General features: G+C 75.3%; 19 protein-coding genes, 1 pseudogene and 1 riboswitch. Of the genes and pseudogenes, 14 read left to right on the top strand and 6 right to left on the bottom strand.

Annotation, left to right across the window (positions count from 1 at the left end; translation table 11 throughout):
- Window positions 1–19: 19 nt before the first annotated feature.
- From ACWIX7_RS01660 to ACWIX7_RS01640, 5 genes and pseudogenes are all read left to right on the top strand, one after another.
- Window positions 20–364 (top strand): hypothetical protein, encoded by a 345-nt coding sequence (locus tag ACWIX7_RS01660; RefSeq protein ID WP_448619892.1) that lies wholly within the window; start codon window positions 20–22, stop codon window positions 362–364.
- A 186-nt stretch (window positions 365–550) separates the two neighbouring features.
- Window positions 551–710: riboswitch (cyclic di-AMP (ydaO/yuaA leader) on the top strand.
- A 409-nt stretch (window positions 711–1,119) separates the two neighbouring features.
- Window positions 1,120–1,557, top strand: coding sequence for a hypothetical protein (locus ACWIX7_RS01655; RefSeq protein ID WP_448619891.1), 438 nt, complete (start codon window positions 1,120–1,122; stop codon window positions 1,555–1,557).
- A pseudogene (locus tag ACWIX7_RS01650) lies at window positions 1,554–1,807 on the top strand (C40 family peptidase). The gene ACWIX7_RS01655 and the pseudogene ACWIX7_RS01650 overlap by 4 nt, the downstream one beginning before the upstream one ends.
- A gap of 147 nt (window positions 1,808–1,954) precedes the next feature.
- Window positions 1,955–3,238, top strand: coding sequence for a M48 family metallopeptidase (locus ACWIX7_RS01645; protein WP_448619890.1), 1,284 nt, complete (start codon window positions 1,955–1,957; stop codon window positions 3,236–3,238).
- Window positions 3,235–4,362, top strand: a complete 1,128-nt coding sequence (locus ACWIX7_RS01640; protein WP_448619889.1) for a glycosyltransferase family 4 protein — start codon at window positions 3,235–3,237, stop codon at window positions 4,360–4,362. The genes ACWIX7_RS01645 and ACWIX7_RS01640 overlap by 4 nt, the downstream gene beginning before the upstream one ends.
- Window positions 4,363–4,372: 10 nt before the next feature.
- Here the strand turns inward: ACWIX7_RS01640 and ACWIX7_RS01635 are convergent, their stop codons facing one another.
- Window positions 4,373–6,193, bottom strand: a complete 1,821-nt coding sequence (locus ACWIX7_RS01635; protein ID WP_448619888.1) for an AMP-dependent synthetase/ligase — start codon at window positions 6,191–6,193, stop codon at window positions 4,373–4,375.
- 156 nt (window positions 6,194–6,349) lie between these two features.
- Here ACWIX7_RS01635 and ACWIX7_RS01630 point away from each other — a divergent pair, with 156 nt between their 5' ends.
- From ACWIX7_RS01630 to ACWIX7_RS01615, 4 genes are read left to right on the top strand one after another with little or no spacing between them, the layout of a single operon-like run.
- On the top strand, window positions 6,350–6,784 hold the full coding sequence (locus tag ACWIX7_RS01630; RefSeq protein ID WP_448619887.1) for an SRPBCC family protein: 435 nt from the start codon (window positions 6,350–6,352) through the stop codon (window positions 6,782–6,784).
- A 7-nt stretch (window positions 6,785–6,791) separates the two neighbouring features.
- The gene (locus ACWIX7_RS01625) at window positions 6,792–7,949 is read left to right on the top strand and encodes an ArsA-related P-loop ATPase (RefSeq protein WP_448619886.1); all 1,158 of its coding nucleotides are present in this window, start codon (window positions 6,792–6,794) and stop codon (window positions 7,947–7,949) included.
- Window positions 7,946–8,281, top strand: a complete 336-nt coding sequence (locus ACWIX7_RS01620) for a hypothetical protein (RefSeq protein ID WP_448619885.1) — start codon at window positions 7,946–7,948, stop codon at window positions 8,279–8,281. Before ACWIX7_RS01625 ends, ACWIX7_RS01620 begins: the two co-directional genes overlap by 4 nt.
- 6 nt (window positions 8,282–8,287) lie before the next feature.
- Window positions 8,288–9,295 (top strand): ROK family glucokinase, encoded by a 1,008-nt coding sequence (locus ACWIX7_RS01615; RefSeq protein ID WP_448619884.1) that lies wholly within the window; start codon window positions 8,288–8,290, stop codon window positions 9,293–9,295.
- Between the two features lie 127 nt (window positions 9,296–9,422).
- On the opposite strand, the gene ACWIX7_RS01610 is transcribed toward ACWIX7_RS01615, so the two are convergent.
- The gene (locus ACWIX7_RS01610; RefSeq protein ID WP_448619883.1) at window positions 9,423–10,103 is read right to left on the bottom strand and encodes a hypothetical protein; all 681 of its coding nucleotides are present in this window, start codon (window positions 10,101–10,103) and stop codon (window positions 9,423–9,425) included.
- A 169-nt stretch (window positions 10,104–10,272) separates the two neighbouring features.
- On the opposite strand from ACWIX7_RS01610, the gene ACWIX7_RS01605 reads away from it, so the two are divergent.
- Together ACWIX7_RS01605 and ACWIX7_RS01600 are read left to right on the top strand one after the other, a co-directional pair.
- Window positions 10,273–11,037 (top strand): lysophospholipid acyltransferase family protein, encoded by a 765-nt coding sequence (locus ACWIX7_RS01605; protein ID WP_448619882.1) that lies wholly within the window; start codon window positions 10,273–10,275, stop codon window positions 11,035–11,037.
- A gap of 110 nt (window positions 11,038–11,147) precedes the next feature.
- Window positions 11,148–11,633 (top strand): polyadenylate-specific 3'-exoribonuclease AS, encoded by a 486-nt coding sequence (locus ACWIX7_RS01600; RefSeq protein ID WP_448619881.1) that lies wholly within the window; start codon window positions 11,148–11,150, stop codon window positions 11,631–11,633.
- 18 nt (window positions 11,634–11,651) lie between these two features.
- Here ACWIX7_RS01600 and ACWIX7_RS01595 read toward each other — a convergent pair whose 3' ends face one another.
- The 3 genes from ACWIX7_RS01595 to ACWIX7_RS01585 all read right to left on the bottom strand — a co-directional run bounded on the left by ACWIX7_RS01595 (window position 11,652) and on the right by ACWIX7_RS01585 (window position 16,282).
- Window positions 11,652–12,869: a cytochrome P450 family protein gene (locus ACWIX7_RS01595; RefSeq protein WP_448619880.1), complete on the bottom strand. Its 1,218-nt coding sequence runs from the start codon at window positions 12,867–12,869 to the stop codon at window positions 11,652–11,654.
- A 278-nt stretch (window positions 12,870–13,147) separates the two neighbouring features.
- Window positions 13,148–15,229 (bottom strand): methyl-accepting chemotaxis protein, encoded by a 2,082-nt coding sequence (locus ACWIX7_RS01590; protein ID WP_448619879.1) that lies wholly within the window; start codon window positions 15,227–15,229, stop codon window positions 13,148–13,150.
- Window positions 15,230–15,394: 165 nt separating this feature from the next.
- Window positions 15,395–16,282: an SDR family oxidoreductase gene (locus tag ACWIX7_RS01585; RefSeq protein ID WP_448619878.1), complete on the bottom strand. Its 888-nt coding sequence runs from the start codon at window positions 16,280–16,282 to the stop codon at window positions 15,395–15,397.
- Window positions 16,283–16,356: 74 nt separating this feature from the next.
- Between ACWIX7_RS01585 and ACWIX7_RS01580 the strand changes: the two genes are divergently transcribed.
- From ACWIX7_RS01580 to ACWIX7_RS01570, 3 genes are all read left to right on the top strand, one after another.
- Window positions 16,357–17,379, top strand: a complete 1,023-nt coding sequence (locus ACWIX7_RS01580; protein WP_448619877.1) for a 6-phosphofructokinase — start codon at window positions 16,357–16,359, stop codon at window positions 17,377–17,379.
- Between the two features lie 127 nt (window positions 17,380–17,506).
- Window positions 17,507–18,844 (top strand): class II 3-deoxy-7-phosphoheptulonate synthase, encoded by a 1,338-nt coding sequence (locus ACWIX7_RS01575; RefSeq protein ID WP_448619876.1) that lies wholly within the window; start codon window positions 17,507–17,509, stop codon window positions 18,842–18,844.
- On the top strand, window positions 18,837–19,847 hold the full coding sequence (locus ACWIX7_RS01570; RefSeq protein ID WP_448619875.1) for a threonine aldolase family protein: 1,011 nt from the start codon (window positions 18,837–18,839) through the stop codon (window positions 19,845–19,847). Before ACWIX7_RS01575 ends, ACWIX7_RS01570 begins: the two co-directional genes overlap by 8 nt.
- Before the next feature lie 136 nt (window positions 19,848–19,983).
- Here the strand turns inward: ACWIX7_RS01570 and ACWIX7_RS01565 are convergent, their stop codons facing one another.
- Window positions 19,984–20,886, bottom strand: coding sequence for a deoxyribonuclease IV (locus ACWIX7_RS01565; RefSeq protein WP_448619874.1), 903 nt, complete (start codon window positions 20,884–20,886; stop codon window positions 19,984–19,986).
- Between the last annotated feature and the right edge of the window lie 18 nt (window positions 20,887–20,904).

The raw sequence follows: 20,904 nt of genomic DNA, 5'->3' as shown, positions 1-20,904 counted from the left end.
GAGAGCAGAGGAGTGGACCGTGTACATCGACTGCGACACCTGCACCGCCCGCGGTACCGGCTGCGGCAACTGCGTCGTCACCGTGCTGCTGGGGGCGCCACCGGGCTGGCAGGGCGCCGACCCCACGGTCGTGCCGATGGCCGGGCGGCGGGACGACCGGCTGTCCGCCGAGGACGTCGTCGTGCTGCCGCCGGGGGTGGTCGTGGAGTTCGACGAGGTCGAGCGGCGCGCCGTCCAGGTGCTGGCCGACGCCGGTCTGGTACCGCCGCTGCGCCACCAGCACTCGGTCCGCCCGGCCCCGGCACGGCGGGCCGCGCCGCAGCGGCGGGGCGGCGGTCAGGGGTCGCAGCGGCGCACCGGGTGAGCGGGGTGCTCCGGTGTCCGCGCGAGCCGGGCGCGACGGACGGCACGTCGCCGACCAGGAGGAACACGATCCCACAGTCCCCGGCACCCCCGTTCGTCACTTCTTCGACAACCCCCGGACCGTGGGCCGGTCCGGCCGGGTGGTCGTCACCCCCCACGAGGGTGACCTCGGCCGGTCACCGCCGAATCGCCCGACGCGCCGCACCGGCGCCGAGGGGGGACCGGGGACCCACCGCAGCACCGGGGTGAGTTCTCCCGCGCGCTGGTCCGCCGGGGCGCAGAGATGGGGCGCCTTCTTCCCAGCCCGAACCCGTCAGCTAACTCGGTAGGCGGTCGCTGAGGAAGAACGGAGAGCCGCCGCCCGTGGCGACCCCCGCCCTGCCCTGGGGCATGCCGTCGATCAGTTCCACCCCGACCTCCCGGTCGCGTTCCGCCGGCCCACCGTCTCGCGCGGGATCGCCCGCGGACTGGTCCTGGGCGCCACCGCCACACTCGCCCTGACGCTGCTGCCGGGCACCGCCGTCGCGGACCCGGGGACGCCACGAGCGCCGCGCAGGCCGCGCAGCTGGTCGCCCAGGCCGCGCACGAGCTCGACGTCGTCACCGAGCAGGTCAACGAGGCGGGCGAGACGCTGACGCACCAGCAGGCCGCCGTCCGGAGCGCCGACCAGGCGGTCGCCGAGGCCCAGTCGCAGCTCGACGCGCTCGACGATCGGATCCGCCAGGTCGCCCGCGCCGCCTTCACCTCGGCGACGGCATGTCCGAGCTGGACCTGCTGATGACCAGCGGGTCGGCAGAGGAGTTCGTCTCGCAGCTGGCGACCCTCGACGTCGTCGCCGGCCACACCAGCGACGTGCTCGGCGAGGTCGCCGCGTCCGCCGCCGCGGCCGAGCAGGCCCACGCCGACGCGGGCGCCGCGCAGACCGCCGCCCAGCGCACGCTCGACGACGTCACCGCCCGCCAGGCCCGGCTCGAGGCGGACATCGCCGACCACCAGGCGCAGTACGACGCCCTGTCGGCGCCGCAGCAGCAGGAGGTCGTGGCCGCGCACGCCGGCCAGCCGGTCGCCGCCGCGCCGGCCGCCGCGGCCACCGGCGCCACGCAGGCCGCCGTCGACACCGCCCTGGCGCAGGTCGGGGACCCGTACGTGCGGGGGGCGCCGGCGGGCCGGACGCCTTCGACTGCTCGGGGCTGACCCAGTACGCGTACGCCGCGGCCGGCACCAGCCTGCCGCACTCGTCGCGGATGCAGGCGACGATGGGCTCGCGGTGTCCCGGTCCGAGCTGCGGCCGGGCGACCTGATCTCCTACTACAGCCCCGTCAGCCACGTGGCGATGTACATCGGCAACGGCCAGATGGTGCACGCCTCGACGTCGGGCCAGCCGGTGGAGGTCGTGAGCGTCGACTCGATGGGCGGCATCACCGCGATGCGCCGCATCGCCTGAAGGACCCCGTCCTCCCCACCCCCTCGCAGGCTGGGGGCGGGCCCCTGGACGGGGCCAGCGGGACCCCCTCGACCTCGCCAGCCCGAGCAGGGGCCGGACGAGTGCGGGTCCGGGGCCGGTACCGGTGGCTCGCCTAGGATCGGCCTGGTGAGCGGGGCAGGCCGGGCAGGTGCTCGCGTCGCGCTCCTGGTCGCGGGCGTGCTCGGCGCCGCGCTCGTCGTCGTCCTCGTCGTGGTCCCGCCGTGGACGCTGCTGCCCGAGCCGTCGGGTGGGCGTACGCCCGTCGACCCGGCGTCGGTCCTGCCCCCGGAACTCCTCACCCGGACCGAGGCCTTCGCCGGGGCGCTGCGCCCGGCCTCGCTGACCTCGTTGCTGCTCGGCCTGGCCGTCTCCGCCGTCCTGGGGCTGACCCCGCTGGGGGCGCGGCTGGTGCGGGCCGTGGCGCGACCGGTCGGCGGCGGGTGGGTCGCCCAGGCGCTGCTGGGCACGGCGGCCGTGGTGCTCCTCGGCCGGCTGGCCACGCTGCCGGTGTCGGCGTATGCCGAGGTGGTCCGCCACCGGTACGGCATCTCGATCCGCAGCTGGGGGCTGTGGCTGCGTGACGTCGCGGTTTCGACCGCCATCAGCGCGGTCCTCACCGCCCTCGCGCTGGCGGCCTTCCTCTGGCTGGTGCGGCGGGCGCCGCGCACCTGGTGGGCGTGGGCCGCGGCGGTGGCGGCCGGCTTCGTCGTCGTCGGGTCGTTCCTCTACCCGCTGGTCATCGAGCCGGCGTTCAACCGCTTCGAGCCGCTGCCCCCCGGTGAGCTGCGCACCGAGCTGCTCGACCTGGCAGAGGCGAACGGCACCCCGGTGCAGGACGTGCTCGTCTCCGACGCCTCCCGGCGGACCACGGCGCTCAACGCCTACGTCTCCGGCTTCGGGTCGACCCGCCGCATCGTCCTCTACGACACGACGCTCGAGCAGCTGTCCGACGAGGAGGTCGAGTCGATCGTGGCGCACGAACTCGGCCACGTCGTCCACGGCGACGTGCTCACCGGCACCCTGGTCGGGGCGCTGGGGACAGCGGCCGCGGTGGCGCTGTCGGGCTGGCTGCTGTCCTGGACGCCGCTGCTGCGCCGCGGGGGCGCGCAGTCGCCTGCGGACCCGGCCGTCGTCCCCCTGGTCCTGCTCCTGCTGTCGGTGGGCGGGCTGGTGAGCACGCCGGTGCAGAACCTGGTGTCGCGGCAGGTCGAGGCGCGCGCCGACCTGCGCGCGCTCGACCTCACCGGGGACGCCGGGGCGTTCATCGCGATGCAGCGCGCGCTGGCCGCCACCAACCTCAGCGACCCGGACCCGCCCGCGGCCTGGCAGTGGTTCTTCGGTTCGCACCCGACCGGCGCGCAGCGGATCGCCTTCGCGGAGGACTGGCAGCGGCTGGAGGACGCCGGGTGAGGACGCTGGTCGTCACCAACGACTTCCCGCCACGCCAGGGCGGCATCCAGACCTTCGTCGCCGCACTGCTGGCCCGCCGCCCGCCGGGGTCGCTGGTCGTGCTCGCCTCCCGGTTCCCCGGGTGGGAGGCCCACGACGCCGCGCTGCCCTACGAGGTGGTCCGCCACCCGACCGGCATGCTGCTGCCCACACCCGGAGTGGCCCGCGCGGCGGCCGGGTTGGCCCGCCGGCACGGCTGCGACACCGCCTTCTTCGGCGCCGCGGCCCCGCTGGGGTTGCTCGCCCCGGCCCTGCGGGACGCCGGGGTGCGCCGCCTGGTCGGCGCCACGCACGGTCACGAGACCGGCTGGGTCGCGCTGCCCGGCGCGCGGCAGTTGATGCGGCGGATCGCCGCCGGGCTCGACGTGCTGACCTACATCAGCGACTACACGCGTGCCCGGCTGGCGCCGGCGCTGGGCGGGGTCACCCGGATGGCGCAGCTCTCGCCCGGCGTGGACGTCGACCGCTTCACCCCGGACGCCGACGGGGCGGCGGTGCGGGCGCGCCACCAGCTGGGCAGCGCACCCGTCGTCGCCTGCGTCTCACGTCTGGTGCCGCGCAAGGGCCAGGACGTGCTGGTCGCGGCGTGGCCACGGGTGCTCGCGCGGCACCCCGACGCGCGGCTGCTGCTCGTCGGCGGCGGCCCGCTGGAGGACCGCCTGCGCCGGGAGGTCGCCGCACGCGGGCTGGAGCGCTCCGTCGTCCTCACCGGGCCGGTGCCACCGGAGCAGCTGCCCGAGCACTACGCGGCAGGCGACGTGTTCGCCATGCCCTGCCGCACCCGCCGCGGTGGGCTGGACGTCGAGGGCCTGGGCATGGTCTACCTGGAGGCAGCCGCCTGCGGCCGGCCCGTGGTGGCCGGCACCTCCGGCGGCGCGCCGGAGACGGTGCGGGAGGGCGTCACCGGGCACGTGGTGGGCGACCCGCGTTCCCCGGAGTCCGTGGCCGCCGTCCTCACCGGCCTGCTCGACGACCCGCAGCGCGCCCGCCGGATGGGCGCGGCCGGCCGGGCGTGGGTCGAGCAGCGGTGGTCGTGGACGACGATCGCCGGCACCTTCGCCGCCCTGCTCGACCCCGACGGCTGACGGCCCCGCTCTACGCGTGCGAGGGACGGGGGGCGGGGTCCTTCCGGTAGAGGCCCTCGACCTCGTCGTCGAACTCCTTGAGCACCACCGAGCGCTTGAGCTTCAGGCTCGGCGTGAGCATCCCGTTGTCCTCGGTGAAGTCGGTGCCGAGCACGCGGAACTTCTTGATCGCCTCGGCGTGGGACACCGCCCTGTTGGCGTCCTCGACCGCTGCGGCGAGCTCGGCGAGCACGTCGGGGTCCTCGGTGAGCTGGGCGGCGGTGAGGCCGGGGTCCTTGCCCTTGGCCGCCAGCCACAGCGGCAGCGCCTCCTCGTCGAGGGTGACGAGTGCGGCGATGAAGGGCCGCTGGTCGCCGACGACGATGCACTGGCTGACCAGGCGGTGGGCGCGCAGCCGGTCCTCCAGGACGGCGGGGGCGACGTTCTTGCCGCCCGCGGTCACCAGGATCTCCTTCTTGCGCCCGGTGATCCTGACGAAGCCGTCGGCGTCGATCTCGCCGAGGTCACCGGTGTGGAACCAGCCGTCGGCGTCGATGGCCTCCTCGGTGGCCCTGTCGTTCTGCCAGTAGCCGCGCATCACGATGCCGCCGCGGACGAGGATCTCGCCGTCGTCGGCGATGGCGAACGCGACGCCGGGCAGCGGCCGGCCGACGGTGCCGATGCGCAGCGCGTCGTCGTGGTTGACCGAGGCGGCGGCGGTGGTCTCGGTCAGGCCGTAGCCCTCGAAGACGGGAACGCCGATGCCGCGGAAGAAGTGGCCGAGCCGCTCGCCCAGCGGGGCGCCGCCGGAGATGGCGCCCAGGCAGCGGCCGCCGAGCGCCGCGCGCAGCTTGCCGTAGACGAGCCGGTCGAACAGCGCGTGCTGGGCGCGCAGCGCGAGGCCGGGGCCGCCGGTGTCCTGCGCGCGGGACCAGTCGATGGCCACCTGCGCGGCCCGGTCGAAGACCTTGCCCTTGCCGTCGCCCTCCGCCTTGGCCTTGGCGGAGTTGTAGACCTTCTCGAACACCCGGGGGACGGCGAGCACGAAGGTCGGCTTGAACTGGCCGAGGTCCTCGACCAGGTTCTTCACGTCCGGGGTGTGGCCGATGACCGTGCGGTTCCTGATCGCACCGATCTGCAGCACCCGGGCGAGCACGTGGGCCAGCGGGATGAACAGCAGCAGCGAGCTCTGCGCGTTGATGTACCGGTCGAGCAGCGTGATGCCGTTGCCGATCTCGAAGAGGAAGTTGCGGTGCGTCAGCTCGCAGCCCTTGGGCCGACCGGTGGTGCCGCTGGTGTAGATGAGCGTGGCCAGGCTGTCGGCGTGCAGCGTCGCCCGGCGGGCGTCGAGCTCGCTGTCGGGCACGTCCTGGCCGGCGACGGTGAGCGTGCCGATCGCGTCGTCGTCGATGACGTACACGGCCTTGAGGGCGGGTGCCTGGTCGCGGACCGACTCGACGGCCGACGCGTGCTCGTCGCGCTCCACGACGGCCGCGGTGGCGCCGGAGTCGGACAGGATCCAGGCGACCTGGTCGGCGCTGGAGGTCTCGTACACCGGGACGACGACGCCGCCGGCGGTCCAGATGGCGTAGTCGAGGACCGTCCACTCGTAGCGCGTCTTGGCCTGGAGGGCGACCCGGTCCCCGGCAGCGACCCCCGCGGCGACCAGGCCCTTGGCGACGCCGCGGACCTCCTCGCCGAACTGCCGCCACGTCACGTCGACCCACCGGCCGTCGACCCGGCGCCGCAGGCCGACCTCGTCGCCGTGCCGGGTGACGTTCTCGACCAGCATGTCGGTCAGGGCCTCGTCCGAGCCGACCTCGGTGGTCGCGGGGACGCTGAACTCGCGCACGCCTCGTCCTCTCCTGCCCGCCCGGTCCGGGCACCGTCGCCCGGACCCAGGTCGCGGGCCGTCCCGGGCGAATCTAGTCGGTGCTCCCTACCCGTGAGTAGGGAGAGTTGCCGTTGCACCCCGCCCGGGTGGGGTCGAGCGGTTAGCCTGCTCCGCATGGCCGACCAGTCCACCCAGTCGATCACGGTCGCGGCCCCGCCGGCCGACGTCATGGCGGTCATCGCCGACTTCCCGTCGTACCCGGAGTGGGTCGCCGCGGCCAAGCAGGTCGACGTCCTGGAGACCGGGCCGGACGGCCGGGGCCGCCGCGTGCACTTCGTCCTCGACGCCGGAGCGGTGAAGGACGACTACGTCCTCGAGTACACCTGGGACGACGACCGGCGGGTGTCCTGGCACCTGGTGCAGGGCCAGATGCAGAAGCGGCAGGAGGGCTCGTACACCCTCAGCGAGACCGCGCCGGGCACCACCGACGTCACGTACGCGATCGCGATCGACCTCTCCATCCCGATGCTGGGGATGATCAAGCGCAAGGCCGAGAAGGTCATCCTCGACACGGCCCTCAAGGAGCTGAAGAAGCGCGTGGAGGGCTAGGCCGCCGGTGCGCACGCTCCTCCTCACCGGCCCCGGTGGGGCCGGTACCTCGACCCTCGCGGCGGCCACCGCCGTCCGCGCCGCCGCCGACGGCACCCGCACCCTGCTGCTCACTCGGCCCGGCCCGCGGCCGGCCGGGCTCGACGACGTCCGCGGCCTGGCTGTCACGGCGGTCTCGCCGCTGGCGGCGGCCGAGTCGCTGTGGACGTCGGCCGGGGACGCGCTGGACGCCGTCCCGGGCCTGACGCCGCCACCGCCCACCTCGGTGGTGCCCCTGCCGGGGGCAGCGGAGCTGGCCCTGCTCGCCCGGCTGGCCCGCGCCGCCGCCGACGACGAGGCCGACACGGTGGTCGTCGACGCCGGCCCGCTGGAGTCGGGCACCGCGCTGGTCGGCCTGCCCGGTGCGCTGCGCTGGTGGCTGGACCAGGCGCTGCCGACCCGGCTGCGCATGCTCGGCGCGGTCCGGACCGCCGCGGTGCGCTCCGGCGCGGCGCCCCGTGGGGCGGTCGACGCGGTCCTCGACGCGGTGCCGCCCCTGGAGGCGGCGCTGGGCCGGCTGCTACTGGACGACCCGGCGTCCACCGAGGTGCGGCTGGTGGCCGTGCCCCGGGCCGGCGCCGTCCCGGCGCTGCGCCGAGCGGTGACCGCGCTGGCGCTGCACGGCCAGCAGCCGTCCGCCGTCCTCGCTCGGGTGCTGCCCGACGGCGGGCCGGGGGAGTGGTGGACGCGGCGCGCCGCCGAGCAGGACGCCGCGCTCACCGCCCTCGCCGAGCTCGCCCCGCTGCGGCGGGTGGCGGAGTCGGCGCAGGAGCCGGCGGACGTCGCGGCGCTGGCCGCCCTCCTGCCCCCGGGGGACGGCGCCGCGCCGACCGCCGCCCTGACGCCGTCGGTCGCCCGGGCCGACGGCGTCCGCCGCCTGGTGCTGCCGCTGCCCTGGGCCGAGCGCACCGGCCTGGACCTCACCCGCTGGCAGGACGACCTGGTCGTGACCGCGGCGGGGGCGCGCCGCTCGGTCCGGCTGGACTCGCTGCTGCGCCGGTGCGTGGTCACCGGCGGCACCCTCGCCGACGCCGGGACCGCCCGCGCGCGACTCGAGGTCACCTTCACACCCGATCCGCAGCTGTGGCCGGCCGACCTGCTGGCCGCCGAGGGGAGCACGCCGTGAACGACGCACCCGACTGGGTCGAGCAGGCCCGCCGGCTGGTGACCGGGCTGGGCCAGACCCTGGGGGCCGCCCTCCGCGAGGAGGACGGCGCCGGTGCCCACCCGTCCGACTGCCGCTGGTGCCCGGTGTGCCAGGTCGCCGCCGTGGTGCGCGGCGAGCGCCCCGAGGTGACCGACGCGCTGGCCGACGTCCTCACCGCCGCCGCGGCGGCCCTGCGCACCGTCTCCGAGCGGGCGCCCGCCCCTGCGCCGGCCCCCGCGCCGGACGCCGAGGCGGAGGCGGAGGAGCCCGCGCCACCCGCTCCGCCGGTCCAGCACATCGAGATCGCCTGAGCGGCCGTGCACCCCCCCACCCACCCCGCCGCGAGTGACGCCGCCGACCTGCCCGCCCTGGGCATCGACATCGGCGGCACGAAGGTGGCCGGTGGCGTCGTCGCCCCGGACGGCACGGTGCTGGCGACCGCGCGGCGGGCGACCCCCGGCGCGTCGGTGCGGGAGACCGAGGACGCCATCGCCGCCGTGGTGGAGGTGCTCGCCCGCGGGCACGACGGCCCGCTGGTCGGCGTGGGGGTGGGGGCCGCGGGCTGGTTCGACCGCACGGGCGACACCGTGCTGTTCAGCCCGCACCTGGCCTGGCGGAACTCGACGCTGCGCAAGGACCTCGCCGCCCGGCTGCAGCGGCCGATGTGGGTGGGCAACGACGCCGATGCTGCGGCCTGGGCCGAGTACCGCTACGGCGCCGCCCGAGGGGCGGACCTCGCGCTGATGATCACCCTGGGCACGGGCATCGGCGGCGGCATCGTCATGGACGGCCGGCTGCAGCGCGGCTCGCACGGCGTCGCGGGGGAGTGGGGCCACATGCGCGTCGTCCCCGACGGGCGGTTGTGCGCGTGCGGCAACCGCGGCTGCTGGGAGCAGTACGCCAGCGGCACGGCGCTGGGCCAGACCGCGCGCGAGGTGGCCCGCAGCTCACCGGCCGCGGCGGCGCTGCTGCTCGAGCGGGTGGACGGCGACCCCGACAAGCTGACCGGGGAGCACGTCGCCACCGCCGCCGCCGACGGCGACCCGCTGGCCCGTGAACTGCTGGCCGAGGTCGGGTCCTGGCTGGGGCAGGGGATCGCCGACCTCTCCGCCGTCCTCGACCCCGAGGTCGTGGTCATCGGCGGCGGGGTCAGCGTGCTCGGCGAGATGGTGCTCGGCCCGGCGCGCGAGCGGCTGGAGCGGGCGCTGCCCGGCCGCGGGTTCCGCCCCGGCCCCCGGGTGGTGGGCGCCCGGCTGGGCGCCCAGGCCGGGATCGTCGGTGCCGCGGACCTCGTCCGCCTCGCCGTCACCGACGGCGAGGGGTAGGGGCGATGACACCGTCGTCCTGCGGACGACACCGCGGCCAGGTGCCGTGGCCCTGCGGCGTCGAGCCGCTGCGTCGTTCCTCGCGGGGCCCCTCCGGGCCCCCACTCGTCACGACAGCGGCTCGGTCCTAGACGACCGCGCCGTCGTCGCCGTCGTCGGTGCTCCGCTCGCGCATCCGCGACAGCAGCACCCCGACCCCACCGGCGACGGCGGCCACGCCGAGCACCAGGCCGAGGTCGGCGGACAGGCCGATCACCCGCGGGGCCACGACGAGGACGGCGCCGGCGGCGATGAGCAGCACGGCGTACAGCGAGGCCGGCGCGGGGGCGGGCACCGGTGGGGGCGGCGGCGGCTCGTAGTGCTCATCCGGCCGGTCGAGCACCGACGGCTCGGCCGGGGCCGGCGGCGGGGCGTCGGAGGGGTCCTCGTCGACGACGGTGGGGCCGTGCTCGGCCTCGAAGGCGGCGACGATGCGCGCCCACTCGGCGTCCTCGTCGACGTCGCGCCGCGTGGACTGCCGGGCCCGGGTGCGCTCGGCCACGTGGTCGTCGGCGTGCTCGTCGACCAGCGCGCGGGCCTCGCGGCTGCGGGACCGGTCGACGAAGAGCCGATCGCTGGGCGGGCTGGGCAGCGAGACGGTACGGGTGTAGGGCTCGACGTCGGCCGAGGGCTCCAGGTAGGCGGCCACCCCGGCCTCGCGGAGGACGTCGAGCAGGTGCTCGCCGACCCGCGGGTCGACGTCGCGCAGCGGGGTCCACAGGGCGGCGTCCAGGCCGTTGTCCCGGCGGCCGCGCCCCCGGGCGCTCACGCGCGTCCCCGGCCGGGGAGGGCGGACCCAGGGGCGGCGGTCATCGGGGCGGGCTGGGGCACGGGTCCTCCTCGTCAGCCGGCGAACGAGCCGGTGGGAACGGGGGCTGTGGGGCTGGCACTGTCCTTCCGCCTCCGGGATCAATAGTCTGGCAGCCCCCGAGGGAGGCGTGTTGTTCTACTGGTTCCTCAAGTACGTGGCGATCGGCCCGGTCGTGAAGCTGGTGTTCCGGCCACAGGTGGAGGGCGCCCACAACGTGCCCCGCAGCGGGGCGGCGGTCCTCGCGAGCAACCACCTGTCGGCGGCCGACTGGATCTTCATGCCGCTGTCGCTGCGCCGCCGGGTCACCTTCCTCGCCAAGGCCGAGTACTTCACCGGCAGCGGCGTGAAGGGCTTCCTGCAGCGGTCCTTCTTCACCGGCGCCGGCCAGGTGCCGATCGACCGGACCAGCGCCTCGGCGGCTGAGGACGCGATCCAGGCCGGGCTGCGGATCCTGCGGCAGGGCAAGCTGCTGGGCATCTACCCCGAGGGCACCCGTTCGCCCGACGGCCGGCTCTTCCGCGGCAAGACCGGCGTGGCCAGGATGACGCTGGAGACCGGGGTGCCGGTGGTGCCGGTGGCGATGGTCTACGGCGAGCGCCGGCTGCCGCTGGTCGGCTGGAACCTCCCGAAGGTGCGCGTGCGCTTCGGGGTGCCGCTGGACTTCTCCCGCTACGAGGGCCTGGCCGGCGACCGCTTCGTCGAGCGCTCGGTCACCGACGAGATCATGTACGAGATCATGACGCTGTCGGAGCAGGAGTACGTCGACGTCTACGGCGCGCGGGTGAAGAAGTCGATGGACGCCACCGGGGCCAGCGCGTCCGAGGTCGTCAGCCGGCTGCAGCCGCCCGCCGACGAGGCCGCCGACCGGGCGCCGGAGTCCCTGGCCGGCTGAAGGAGGACCACCTTCCTCCCCACGCCTCGCAGGCTCGGCGTGGGCCCCTGGAAGGTGGCCGTCCCAGCACGTCACCGCGGGCAGGAGGGTGCCCTCACTACCGTGAGGGCGTGCGGCGCTTCTTCTACGACACCGAGTTCATCGAGGACGGCACCACCATCGACCTCGTCTCCATCGGCGTCGTGGACGAGACGGGTCGGGAGTTCTACGCGGTCAGCACCGAGTTCGACGAGCGCCGGGCGATCCCCTGGGTGCGGCGCAACGTGCTCGACCAGCTGCCGCCGCCGTCGGACCGGGCGTGGCGCAGCCGGCAGCGCATCCGCGACGACCTGCTGGCCTTCCTCACCGGACCGGGCGAGGAGATCGAGCTGTGGGCCTGGTTCGCCGCCTACGACCACGTCGCGCTGTGCCAGTTGTGGGGGGCGATGCCGGCCCTGCCGCGGCCGATCCCGCGGTTCACCCGCGAGCTGCGCCAGCGCTGGGACGACCTCGGGCAGCCGCCGCTGCCGCCCCGGCCGACCGGAACCCACGACGCCCTGGTCGACGCCCGCTACAACCTCGCCCGCTGGCAGGCGATGCAGGGCACCCGCCACTGAGCCCGGGCGCCGTCGGGCTCAGCCGGTCCGCGCCGGCGTGGGGGTGAAGGTGACCGGGAGCTCGCGCAGCCCGCGCAGCACCCCGCCACCGGTCCACCGGAGCTCGTCCTCGGCCGTGGCCAGGGCCAGGTCCGGCAGCCGCTCCAGCAGCGCGGCGAAGGCCACCTGCCCCTCGAGGCGGGCCAGGGGCGCGCCCAGGCAGTAGTGGATCCCGTGCCCGAAGGCCAGGTGGCCGGGGTCGGCGGATCCGACGTCCAGCCGGTCGGGGTCGGGGAAGCGGTCGGGGTCCCGGTCGGCCGCCGCGATGGCGAGCAGCACCACGTCCCCCCGGCGGATCCGCGCCCCGCCGAGCTCCAGGTCCTCGAGGGCGAAGCGGCTGAGCCCGGGGTTGACCGGTCCGTCGAAGCGGAGCAGCTCCTCGACCGCCCGGGGCACCAGGGACGGGTCGGCGCGCAGCCGGTCGAGCTGGTCGGGGGTGCGCAGCAGCGCCAGCGTGCCGTTGCCGATGAGGCTGACCGTGGTCACGTACCCGGCGACGAGCAGCAGGAAGGTCATCGCGAGCAGTTCCTGCTCGTCGAGGCGCTCGCCCTCGTCGGTCGCCGCGATGAGGTCGGTCAGCAGGTCGTCGGCCGGGTCCCGCCGCTTGGCGGCCACCAGCTCGCTCAGGTAGCCGTGCATCTGCTCGCGGGCGGCGACGACGACGGCCAGGTCGGTGCGGGCGTCGAACGGCCGGTCGAGCATGTCGTCGGTCCAGGTCCGGAAGCGGTCCCGGTCGGCCTCGGGGACGCCGAGCAGCTCCCCGATCACGGTGATGGGCAGCGGGAGGGCGAACTCACCGACCAGCTCGGCGCGGCCGCGTGAGCTCATCCGGTCGAGCAGCGTGTCGGTGATCGCTTGCACCCGCGGCCGCAGCCCCTCGACCCGGCGGGCGGTGAACGCCTTGGACACCAGCCGGCGCAGGCGGGTGTGCTCCGGCGGGTCCGCGCCGATCATGCTGCGGCTGAGGAAGTCACCGCGCAGCATCTCGTCCAGGTCGGCGGCCTGCTGCGGGTCGTTGCTCAGCCGCGGCTCCGACAGCGCCGCGAGGACGTCCGCGTAGCGAGTGACCACCCACACGGGCACGCCCAGTCGCCCGTCCAGCCGGTGGACCGGGCCGCTCTCCCGGAGGGCGGCGAGCGCCGGGTACGGATCGGCGAGGAACGCAGGGTCGGTGAACGGCGTGGCCGGGACGGTCATGGGCGTCTCCCCTCCGGACGCGGCCCCCGTGCGACGTCCCGAGCGTCGCACCGGACGGGCCCGGGCAGAAGCCCGGCGCCCGCCCGGCGCCGCGACGACGACACCCCCTCCGGCGTGGGCCGGAGGGGGCGTCGATGGCCCCGTCCCGGGCCCCACCCTGAGCCTGCGAGTGGCGGGGGGGAGGGGGTCCTCTCACGAAGGGTGGGGAGGACGGCGGCCCCCCTGCAGGGTCCCGCCGCGAGCCTGCGAGTGGCGGGACCCTGCAGGGGGGGCCTTCATCAGACGGTGAAGGCCCCCAGCAGGCGGGTCAGCTCCTGCGAGAGCCGGTCGAGCTCACGGGCCGCGGTGCGGGCGGAGTCCACGTCCTCGGCGCTGCGCTCGGCGTCCTCGCTGACGGCGGTGAGCGTGCTGGTGAACGCGCTCGCCCCGTCGGCGGCGGCGCCGACGCTGCGGGTGAGCTCGTTGGTGACCGCCGTCTGCTCCTCGACCGCGCTGGCGATCGTGGTCTGGTGGTCGTTCATGTCGCGCACGACCTCGGCGATTCGCCCGATGGACCCCACCGCCGCCGACGTGTCGGCCTGGATGCCCTGCACCCGCTGGGCGATCTCCTCGCTGGCCCGGGACGCCTCCTGCGCCAGCTCCTTGACCTCGTTCGCGACGACGGCGAAACCCTTGCCCGCCTCGCCGGCCCGCGCGGCCTCGATGGTCGCGTTGAGGGCGAGCAGGTTGGTCTGCTCGGCCACCGCGGCGATCACCTTGACGACGTCGCCGATCTCGGCCGAGCTGGCACCCAGGGCGGCCACCGTGGTCTCGGTCTGCCGGGCGAGGTCGGTGGCGCTGCGGCCCACCCGCGCGGCCTCGCTGGCACTGCGGGCGATCTCGGCGATCGAGGCGCCCATCTGCTCGGCTCCGGCCGCCGCGGAGGTCACGCCCGCGCTGATGTCGCCGGCGGCCTGCTGGGCGGTGCGGGCCTGGTCCCGGCTGCGGGCGGCGCGGTCGCCGAGGCCCTCGGCCACCGTGGCGACCGTGCCGGCCGAGGCGGCCAGCGTGCGTGCGCAGGCGCCGACGTCGCGGATGGTCGCGGAGACCTTCCCGACGAAGCGGTTGAACGCCCGCGACAGGTCGCCGACCTCGTCCCGGCCGGACTCGTCCATCCGCTGGGTCAGGTCGCCCTCGCCGTCGGCGATCTCGGCCATCCGCGCCCGCAGCCGCTCCAGCGGGGCGGTCAGCCGGCGGCTGACCAGCCAGGCCAGCGCGCCGCCGGCCGCGGCGATCAGCAGGACGGCTACGACGACGCCGGTGAGCATCGAGGCGCGGCCGGACTCCAGGTGCTCGACCGGGCCGGCGAAGTCGCTGTCACGAGCGATGGTCGCGATCACCCAGTTCCACGGCTGGTAGTAGGTGGCGCGCACGGTGTGCGGGCCGGTCTCGGCGTCGACGTAGCGCACGGTGGCCTGCTCGCCCGGCTGCAGGGCGACGGCGGCGTCGACGACCTGTTCCACCCAGCGGGTGCCCTCGGCGTCCGTGGCGTCCAGCAGCGACTCGCCGTCCCGGGCGCCGCCCTGGCTCACCACGACCTGGCCGCGCAGGTCGCCGGTGCCGCCGAAGACCTCCACCCGGCCGTGCTCGCCGATGCTGGTCTGCTCGAGGCTCTCCCGCAGCGCGGGCAGGTTCTGCTGCTTCTGGCCGACGTACACCATGCCGATGACCTGGCCGGCACCGTCGAACAGCGGTGCGTAGGCCGAGACGTACCAGGAGTCGACGACGAAGGCGTTGCCGCGGTAGGTCTGCCCGGCGAGGACGGCGGCGAGCACCGGGTTGGGCGCACCGTCGGGGTTGGTCGCCGGGATGTAGGTGCCGATCGCGCGCTTGCCCGTCGTCCCCACGACGTTGGTGGCCACGCGCAGCATGTCGCCGGCCGGCCCGGTGCGCTGGAAGAGCGTCGCGGTGCCGCCGACCAGCGCCTGCACCTGGTCGACCACCGGCGTCGGCACCCCCGGGTCGGTGTTCTGGCCCAGCCACGCGCCGCCCACCGAGGCGCGGGTCAGCACGACCGGCGTCACCTCGCCGCTGTACTGGTTCTTCGCCTGCCATGTCACCGTGCCGCGGTCGAGCCGGAAGCCGCCGGCCTGCGCCAGCACGTGCTGGGCGACGGCGAGGTCGGAGTCGACCTTGGCTGCGGTCGAGGCGCCCTGGGTGGCCACCACGTCGTAGACGCCGCCGGCGGTCTGCGTGAGGTCGTCGGCGACGAGCCGCTCGACGTCGGCGCGGGCCTCGTCGGCGAAGGCGCTGCTCTGCCAGGCGCTCACCCCGCCCACCGTGATCCCGGTGGCCGCGACGCACGCGGTCGCGAGTGCCACCACCTTGGTCCTGATGTCCCAGCGCAAGGGTCTGCTCCCGTTCGTCCTGGCGGCCCGGTGTCGGCCCCCGGGTCGCACATCGGCACGAAACGGCCGGTTGTGAACCGGAACGGCGCAACTGGGGTCACGGACCCCACGGTCTCCGTTCTCGCAGGTCAGGCGCGTTCAGGAGCGCAGGTGGGCCCAGTCCTCCGGGTGGGCGCGCAGGTGCTCGGCCACCGTCCGCGCCGGGTGCCCGGTCAGCGTGGGGACGACGTCGGTGACCCGGGACAGCTCGCCCGCGGCGATCGCCCGGTAGCTGGTGACCCAGCCCTCGACCTCCCAGTCCGGGTGCCCGGACGGGCGCCGGGTGGCCCACGCCTCCTCGACCGTCTGGCGGCGGTAGGTGGCGGGACGGCCGGTCACCTCGGCCAGGACGGCGGCCGCGTCGTCCAGCGACAGCGCCTCCGGCCCGGTCACGTCGAGCACGGCGCCGTCGAGGGCGAGGGAGTCGTCGAGCAGGACGGCGGCCGCGACGTCGGCCAGGTCGTCGCGGGACACGAAGGACGCCCGCCCGTCGTCGGCCGGCGCCGCGATCACCGCCCGCCCGTCCTCGAGGACGGCGAAGAACGGCACGAAGTCGGCGTACATGGCGTGCCGCAGCACCGTGGTGCGCACGCCGGTCGCCGTGAGGGCCTCCTCGGTGGCGGCGTGCTGTCGGGCGAGGGTGAAGACGGCGTCCGGAGCGGCGCCGAGGAAGGAGGTGTAGACGACGCGCTGCACGCCGGCCGCGGCCGCCGCGGCGACGGCGGTGCGGTGCTGCTGCAGCCGGTCCTCGGCCTCGGCGGCCGACACCAGGTAGAGGGTGTGCACCCCCGCGAGGGCGGCGGTCAGGCCGGGCCCGTCGGCGTAGCCGCCCGGGACGGCGGCCACCCCGGCCCGGGGGACCCGCGGGGCGCGGGCGGCCTCGCGCACGACGAGCCGCAGGGCGACGTCCTCCCGGCCGGCGAGCCGTGGGACGACACGTCGTCCGAGCGTGCCCGTGGCCCCTGTGACGGCGATCACCCTCGGCATACGATCATCTCCCTGATCAGCACACGACCCGCCGACGACCCTCAGCGCCCCGAACCCTCCCGGAGGACGGCCCCATGCGCATCGGCATCCTGACCGGCGGCGGCGACTGCCCGGGCCTCAACGCGGTGATCCGCGCCATCGTCCGCAAGGGCGTCCGGTGCGGCGACGAGGTGGTCGGCTTCCGCGACGGCTGGCGCGGAGTCCTCGAGGGCGACACCGTGCCGATGGACCTCGCCGCCGTCCGCGGCATCCTGCCCCGCGGCGGCACCGTCCTGGGCACCTCGCGCACCAACCCCTACGCCCTGGAGGGCGGCGCCGACCGGGTGCTCGCCACGCTCGAGCGGCTCGGCGTCGACGCGCTGATCCCGATCGGCGGCGAGGACACCCTCGGGGTGGCCACCAAGCTCGCCGAGGCCGGCGTCCGGGTGGTCGGCGTCCCCAAGACCATCGACAACGACCTCGACGCCACCGACTACACCTTCGGCTTCGACACCGCCCTCGGCGTGGCCACCGAGGCCATCGACCGGCTGCACACCACCGGGGACAGCCACCACCGGACGCTCGTGGTCGAGGTCATGGGCCGGCACGCGGGGTGGATCGCGCTGCACGCCGGGATGGCCGGCGGCGCCACCGTCGTCCTCATCCCCGAGCAGCCCTTCGACGTCGACGCCGTCGTGGAGCACTGCCAGCGCCGGTTCGACTCCGGCTACTCGCCGATCGTGGTGGTCTCCGAGGGCGCCAAGCCCAAGAACGGCGACCTGGTGACGTCCACGGGGGAGAAGGACGCGTTCGGCCACGTCCGGCTCGGCGGCATCGGCACCGCGCTGGCCTCGCTGATCGAGCAGCGCACCGGCCGGGAGTCCCGAGCCGTCGTCCTCGGGCACATCCAGCGCGGCGGCACCCCCTCGCCGTTCGACCGGGTGCTGGCCACCCGCTTCGGGCTGGCCGCGCTCGACGCGGTGCACGCCGGGGAGAGCGGCATCATGGTGGCGCTGCGGGGCACCGACATCGTGCGGGTGCCCCTGGCCGAGGCGACCGCGCAGCTGAAGCTGGTCCCGGTCGACCGCTACGCGGAGGTCGAGGTCTTCTTCGGCTGAGAAAGGACCGCGTCCTCCCCACCCTTCGCGAGCTCAGGGCGGGACCCGGGACGGGGCCGGCGGCGGGACTGCTGCAGGGGAGCCGTTCCAGAGGGCTGCGGCAGAGCCGCCGGTACCCTCTGATGGCGTGACCCTCTCCGACCCGGCTGCCCTGCTGCTCGACCTGGACCGGTGGCGGGAGCTGCCCGCCGCTCAGCAGCCGGAGTGGCCCGACCGCGCCGCGCTGGACACCGTCCTGGCCACCCTGTCCTCCGTGCCGCCCATCGTGGCGCCCACCGAGGTCGACGAGCTGCGCACGCGGCTGGCCGAGGTGGCGCAGGGCCGGGCGTTCCTGCTGCAGGGCGGTGACTGCGCGGAGACCTTCGACCTGAACACCGACGCGCACCTGCAGAGCACCACGCGCACGCTGCTGCAGATGGCCGTCGTCCTGACCTACGGCGCGAGCGTGCCGGTGGTCAAGGTGGGCCGGGTGGCCGGGCAGTACGCCAAGCCCCGCTCGTCGAACACCGACGCCCTCGGCCTGCCCTCCTACCGCGGCGACATGGTCAACTCGCTGGAGCCGGTGCTCGAGAAGCGCATCCCGGACCCGAACCGGCTGGTGCGCGCCTACGCCAACTCCGCGGCCGCGATGAACATGATCCGCGCCTACGCCCGCGGCGGCCTGGCCGACCTGCACGCGGTGCACGACTGGAACAAGGACTTCGTGGCCAGCTCGCCGGCAGGGGTGCGCTACGAGGTGATCGCCCGCGAGATCGACCGGGCGCTGGCGTTCATGAAGGCCTGCGGCGTCGACGACACCGCGCTGCGCGGCGTGGAGCTCTACAACAGCCACGAGGCGCTGATCCTCGACTACGAGCGGGCGCTGCTGCGGGTGCACGAGGGCCGGCCCTACGCCGCCTCCGCGCACTTCGTCTGGATCGGCGAGCGCACCCGCCAGCTCGACGGCGCGCACGTGGAGTTCATGTCGCGGATCGCCAACCCGATCGGCGTCAAGATCGGCCCGACGACGACTCCCGAGCAGGCGACCGAGCTGGTCGAGCGGCTCGACCCCGAGGGCATCCCGGGCCGGCTGACCCTGATCAGCCGGATGGGCAACGGCAAGATCCGGGACGTCCTGCCCGCGATCGTGGAGAAGGTGACCGCGAGCGGCCACCAGGTCGTGTGGCAGTGCGACCCGATGCACGGCAACACGCACGAGTCGCCCTCGGGCTACAAGACCCGGCACTTCGACCGGGTCGTCGACGAGGTGCTCGGCTTCTTCGACGTCCACCGGGCCCTGGGCACCTGGCCCGGTGGCATCCACGTCGAGCTCACCGGTGAGGACGTCACCGAGTGCCTCGGCGGGGCCATGGAGATCAGCGACGAGGACCTCAACAGCCGCTACGAGACCGCCTGCGACCCGCGGCTGAACACCGGGCAGTCGCTGGAGCTCGCCTTCCTGGTCGCGGAGATGCTGCGTGGCTGACCTGGTCGACCTGCGCTCGGACACCGTCACGAAGCCGACGCCCGGCATGCGCCGGGCGATGGCCGAGGCCGAGGTGGGGGACGACGTCTACGGCGAGGACCCGACCATCAACGCGCTCGAGGAGCGGGTCGCGGGTCTGTTCGGCCACGAGGCCGGGCTGTTCGTGCCGTCGGGGACGATGGGCAACCAGATCGGCCTGCGGCTGGTCTGCGAGCCGGGCCAGGAGGTGCTCTGCGACGCCGACGCCCACATCGTCACCTACGAGATGGGTGCGGCGGCGGTGCTCTTCGGCATCTCCACCCGCACGGTCGTGTCGGACGGCGGCCGGCTCGACACCGCCCGGCTCGTCGAGCAGGTGCGGCCGCGGGACAACTGGCACCTCACCGCGACCGCGGCGATCGCCGTGGAGAACACGCACAACCGCGGCGGTGGGCTGGTGCAGCCGCTGGAGCAGTTGCGGGCGCTGTGGGACTGGTCGCGGCAGGCCGGTGTCGACGTGCACCTCGACGGCGCCCGGATCTGGAACGCCTCCGTGGCCTCCGGCGTCGACCTGGCCACCTACGGCGGGCTGGCCGACACCGCCTCGGTCTGCCTGTCCAAGGGGCTGGGTGCCCCGGTCGGGTCGGTGCTCGTCGCCTCGGCCGAGCGGATCGCCGCCGCCCGGCTGTGGCGCAAGCGGCTCGGTGGCGGGATGCGGCAGGCCGGGGTGCTCGCCGCGGCCGGACTGTACGCGCTGGACTCCCACCTCGACCGGCTGGCCGAGGACCACGAGCACGCCCGGCTGCTGGCCAAGCGCCTCGGGGTCGACCCGGCCACGGTGCAGACCAACATCGTGCGGCTGGACGACGTCCCCGCCCCGGTCGTGGCCGAGGCCGCCAAGGCGCAGGGGGTGCTGGTGTCCCAGGTGAGCGACCGGCGGCTGCGGCTGGTGACCAACCTGGGCGTCGACCGCGCCGGCGTGGAGCGCGCCGGTGACGTGCTCGCCGGGATCCTCGACCGCTGACGACGACGGCGGGCGCCGCGACGGGCGCCGTCGACGGTGTGCGCTGACGCGCAGCTCTCCGGGAGGGAACCGCGCATCCGCGCACACCGTCGCCCCGCTCCGTCAGTGGCTGCCGAACAGCAGCCGGTCGGGTGGCTCAGCTCGCCAGGGGGACGGCACCCGGCCGCGGTGTGCTCCGGAGGACCGCGAGGTCGTTGAGCAGCGCGATGTCGGTGGCATGGCCGGCCCACGGGACGCCGTCCTTCTCGCTGGGCGTCTCCACGACGACCGGGACGCCGGCCATCGACGGGTGGGCCAGCAGCTCCGCGAACGGCGCCGTCCCGATCGAGCCGGCGCCGATGGTGGTGTGCCGGTCCCGCTTGGAGCCGCACTCGTCGAGCGAGTCGTTGGCGTGCACCAGGCCCAGTCGCCCGGGGCCGACGGTGGCCTCGAGCGCGTCGAGGGTCGAGGCCGTGCCGCCGGGCGTGGTCAGCTCGTGACCGGCCGCCCAGGCGTGGCAGGTGTCGAAGCAGACGCCGAGCAGCGGGTGGTGCTCCAGCGCGGCGAAGTACGGGCCGAGGTCCTCGACGGTGGCGGCCAGCGACCTGCCGCCACCGGCCGTCGGCTCGACCAGCAGCCGCGGGCCGTCGTCCGGCGCGGCCTCGAGCACGGGCAGCAGCCGCTCGTGCAGCTGGCGCAGCGCGTCCTCGTAGCGGTCCTCACCGACGGCGGACCCGGCGTGGACGACGACGCCCTGGCAGCCGAGCTGGACGCCGCGGGCGAGGTTGTGCGCGATGGTCGCGATCGACTGCTCGACGGTCGCCTCGGTGGGCGAGCCGACGTTGACCAGGAACGGCGTGTGGATGAAGGCGGGCACTCCACGCTCGGCGCAGCCCGCGGTGAACAGCGCGTCCTGACGCGGGTCGCCCGCGGTCAGCTTCCAGCCGCGCGGGTTGCCGACGAAGACCTGCACGGCCCGCGCGCCGACGGCGTCGGTGTAGGTCAGGCCGCCCCTGGCCAGCCCGCCCTTGATCTGGATGTGCGCCCCGATGGGCGGCACACCTGCCGCGGTGCGCAG

Source organism: Geodermatophilus sp. URMC 65, assembly GCF_053502545.1.
The sequence above is the reverse complement of the archived record's forward strand: the minus strand, read 5'-3'. Positions and strand labels throughout refer to the sequence as shown.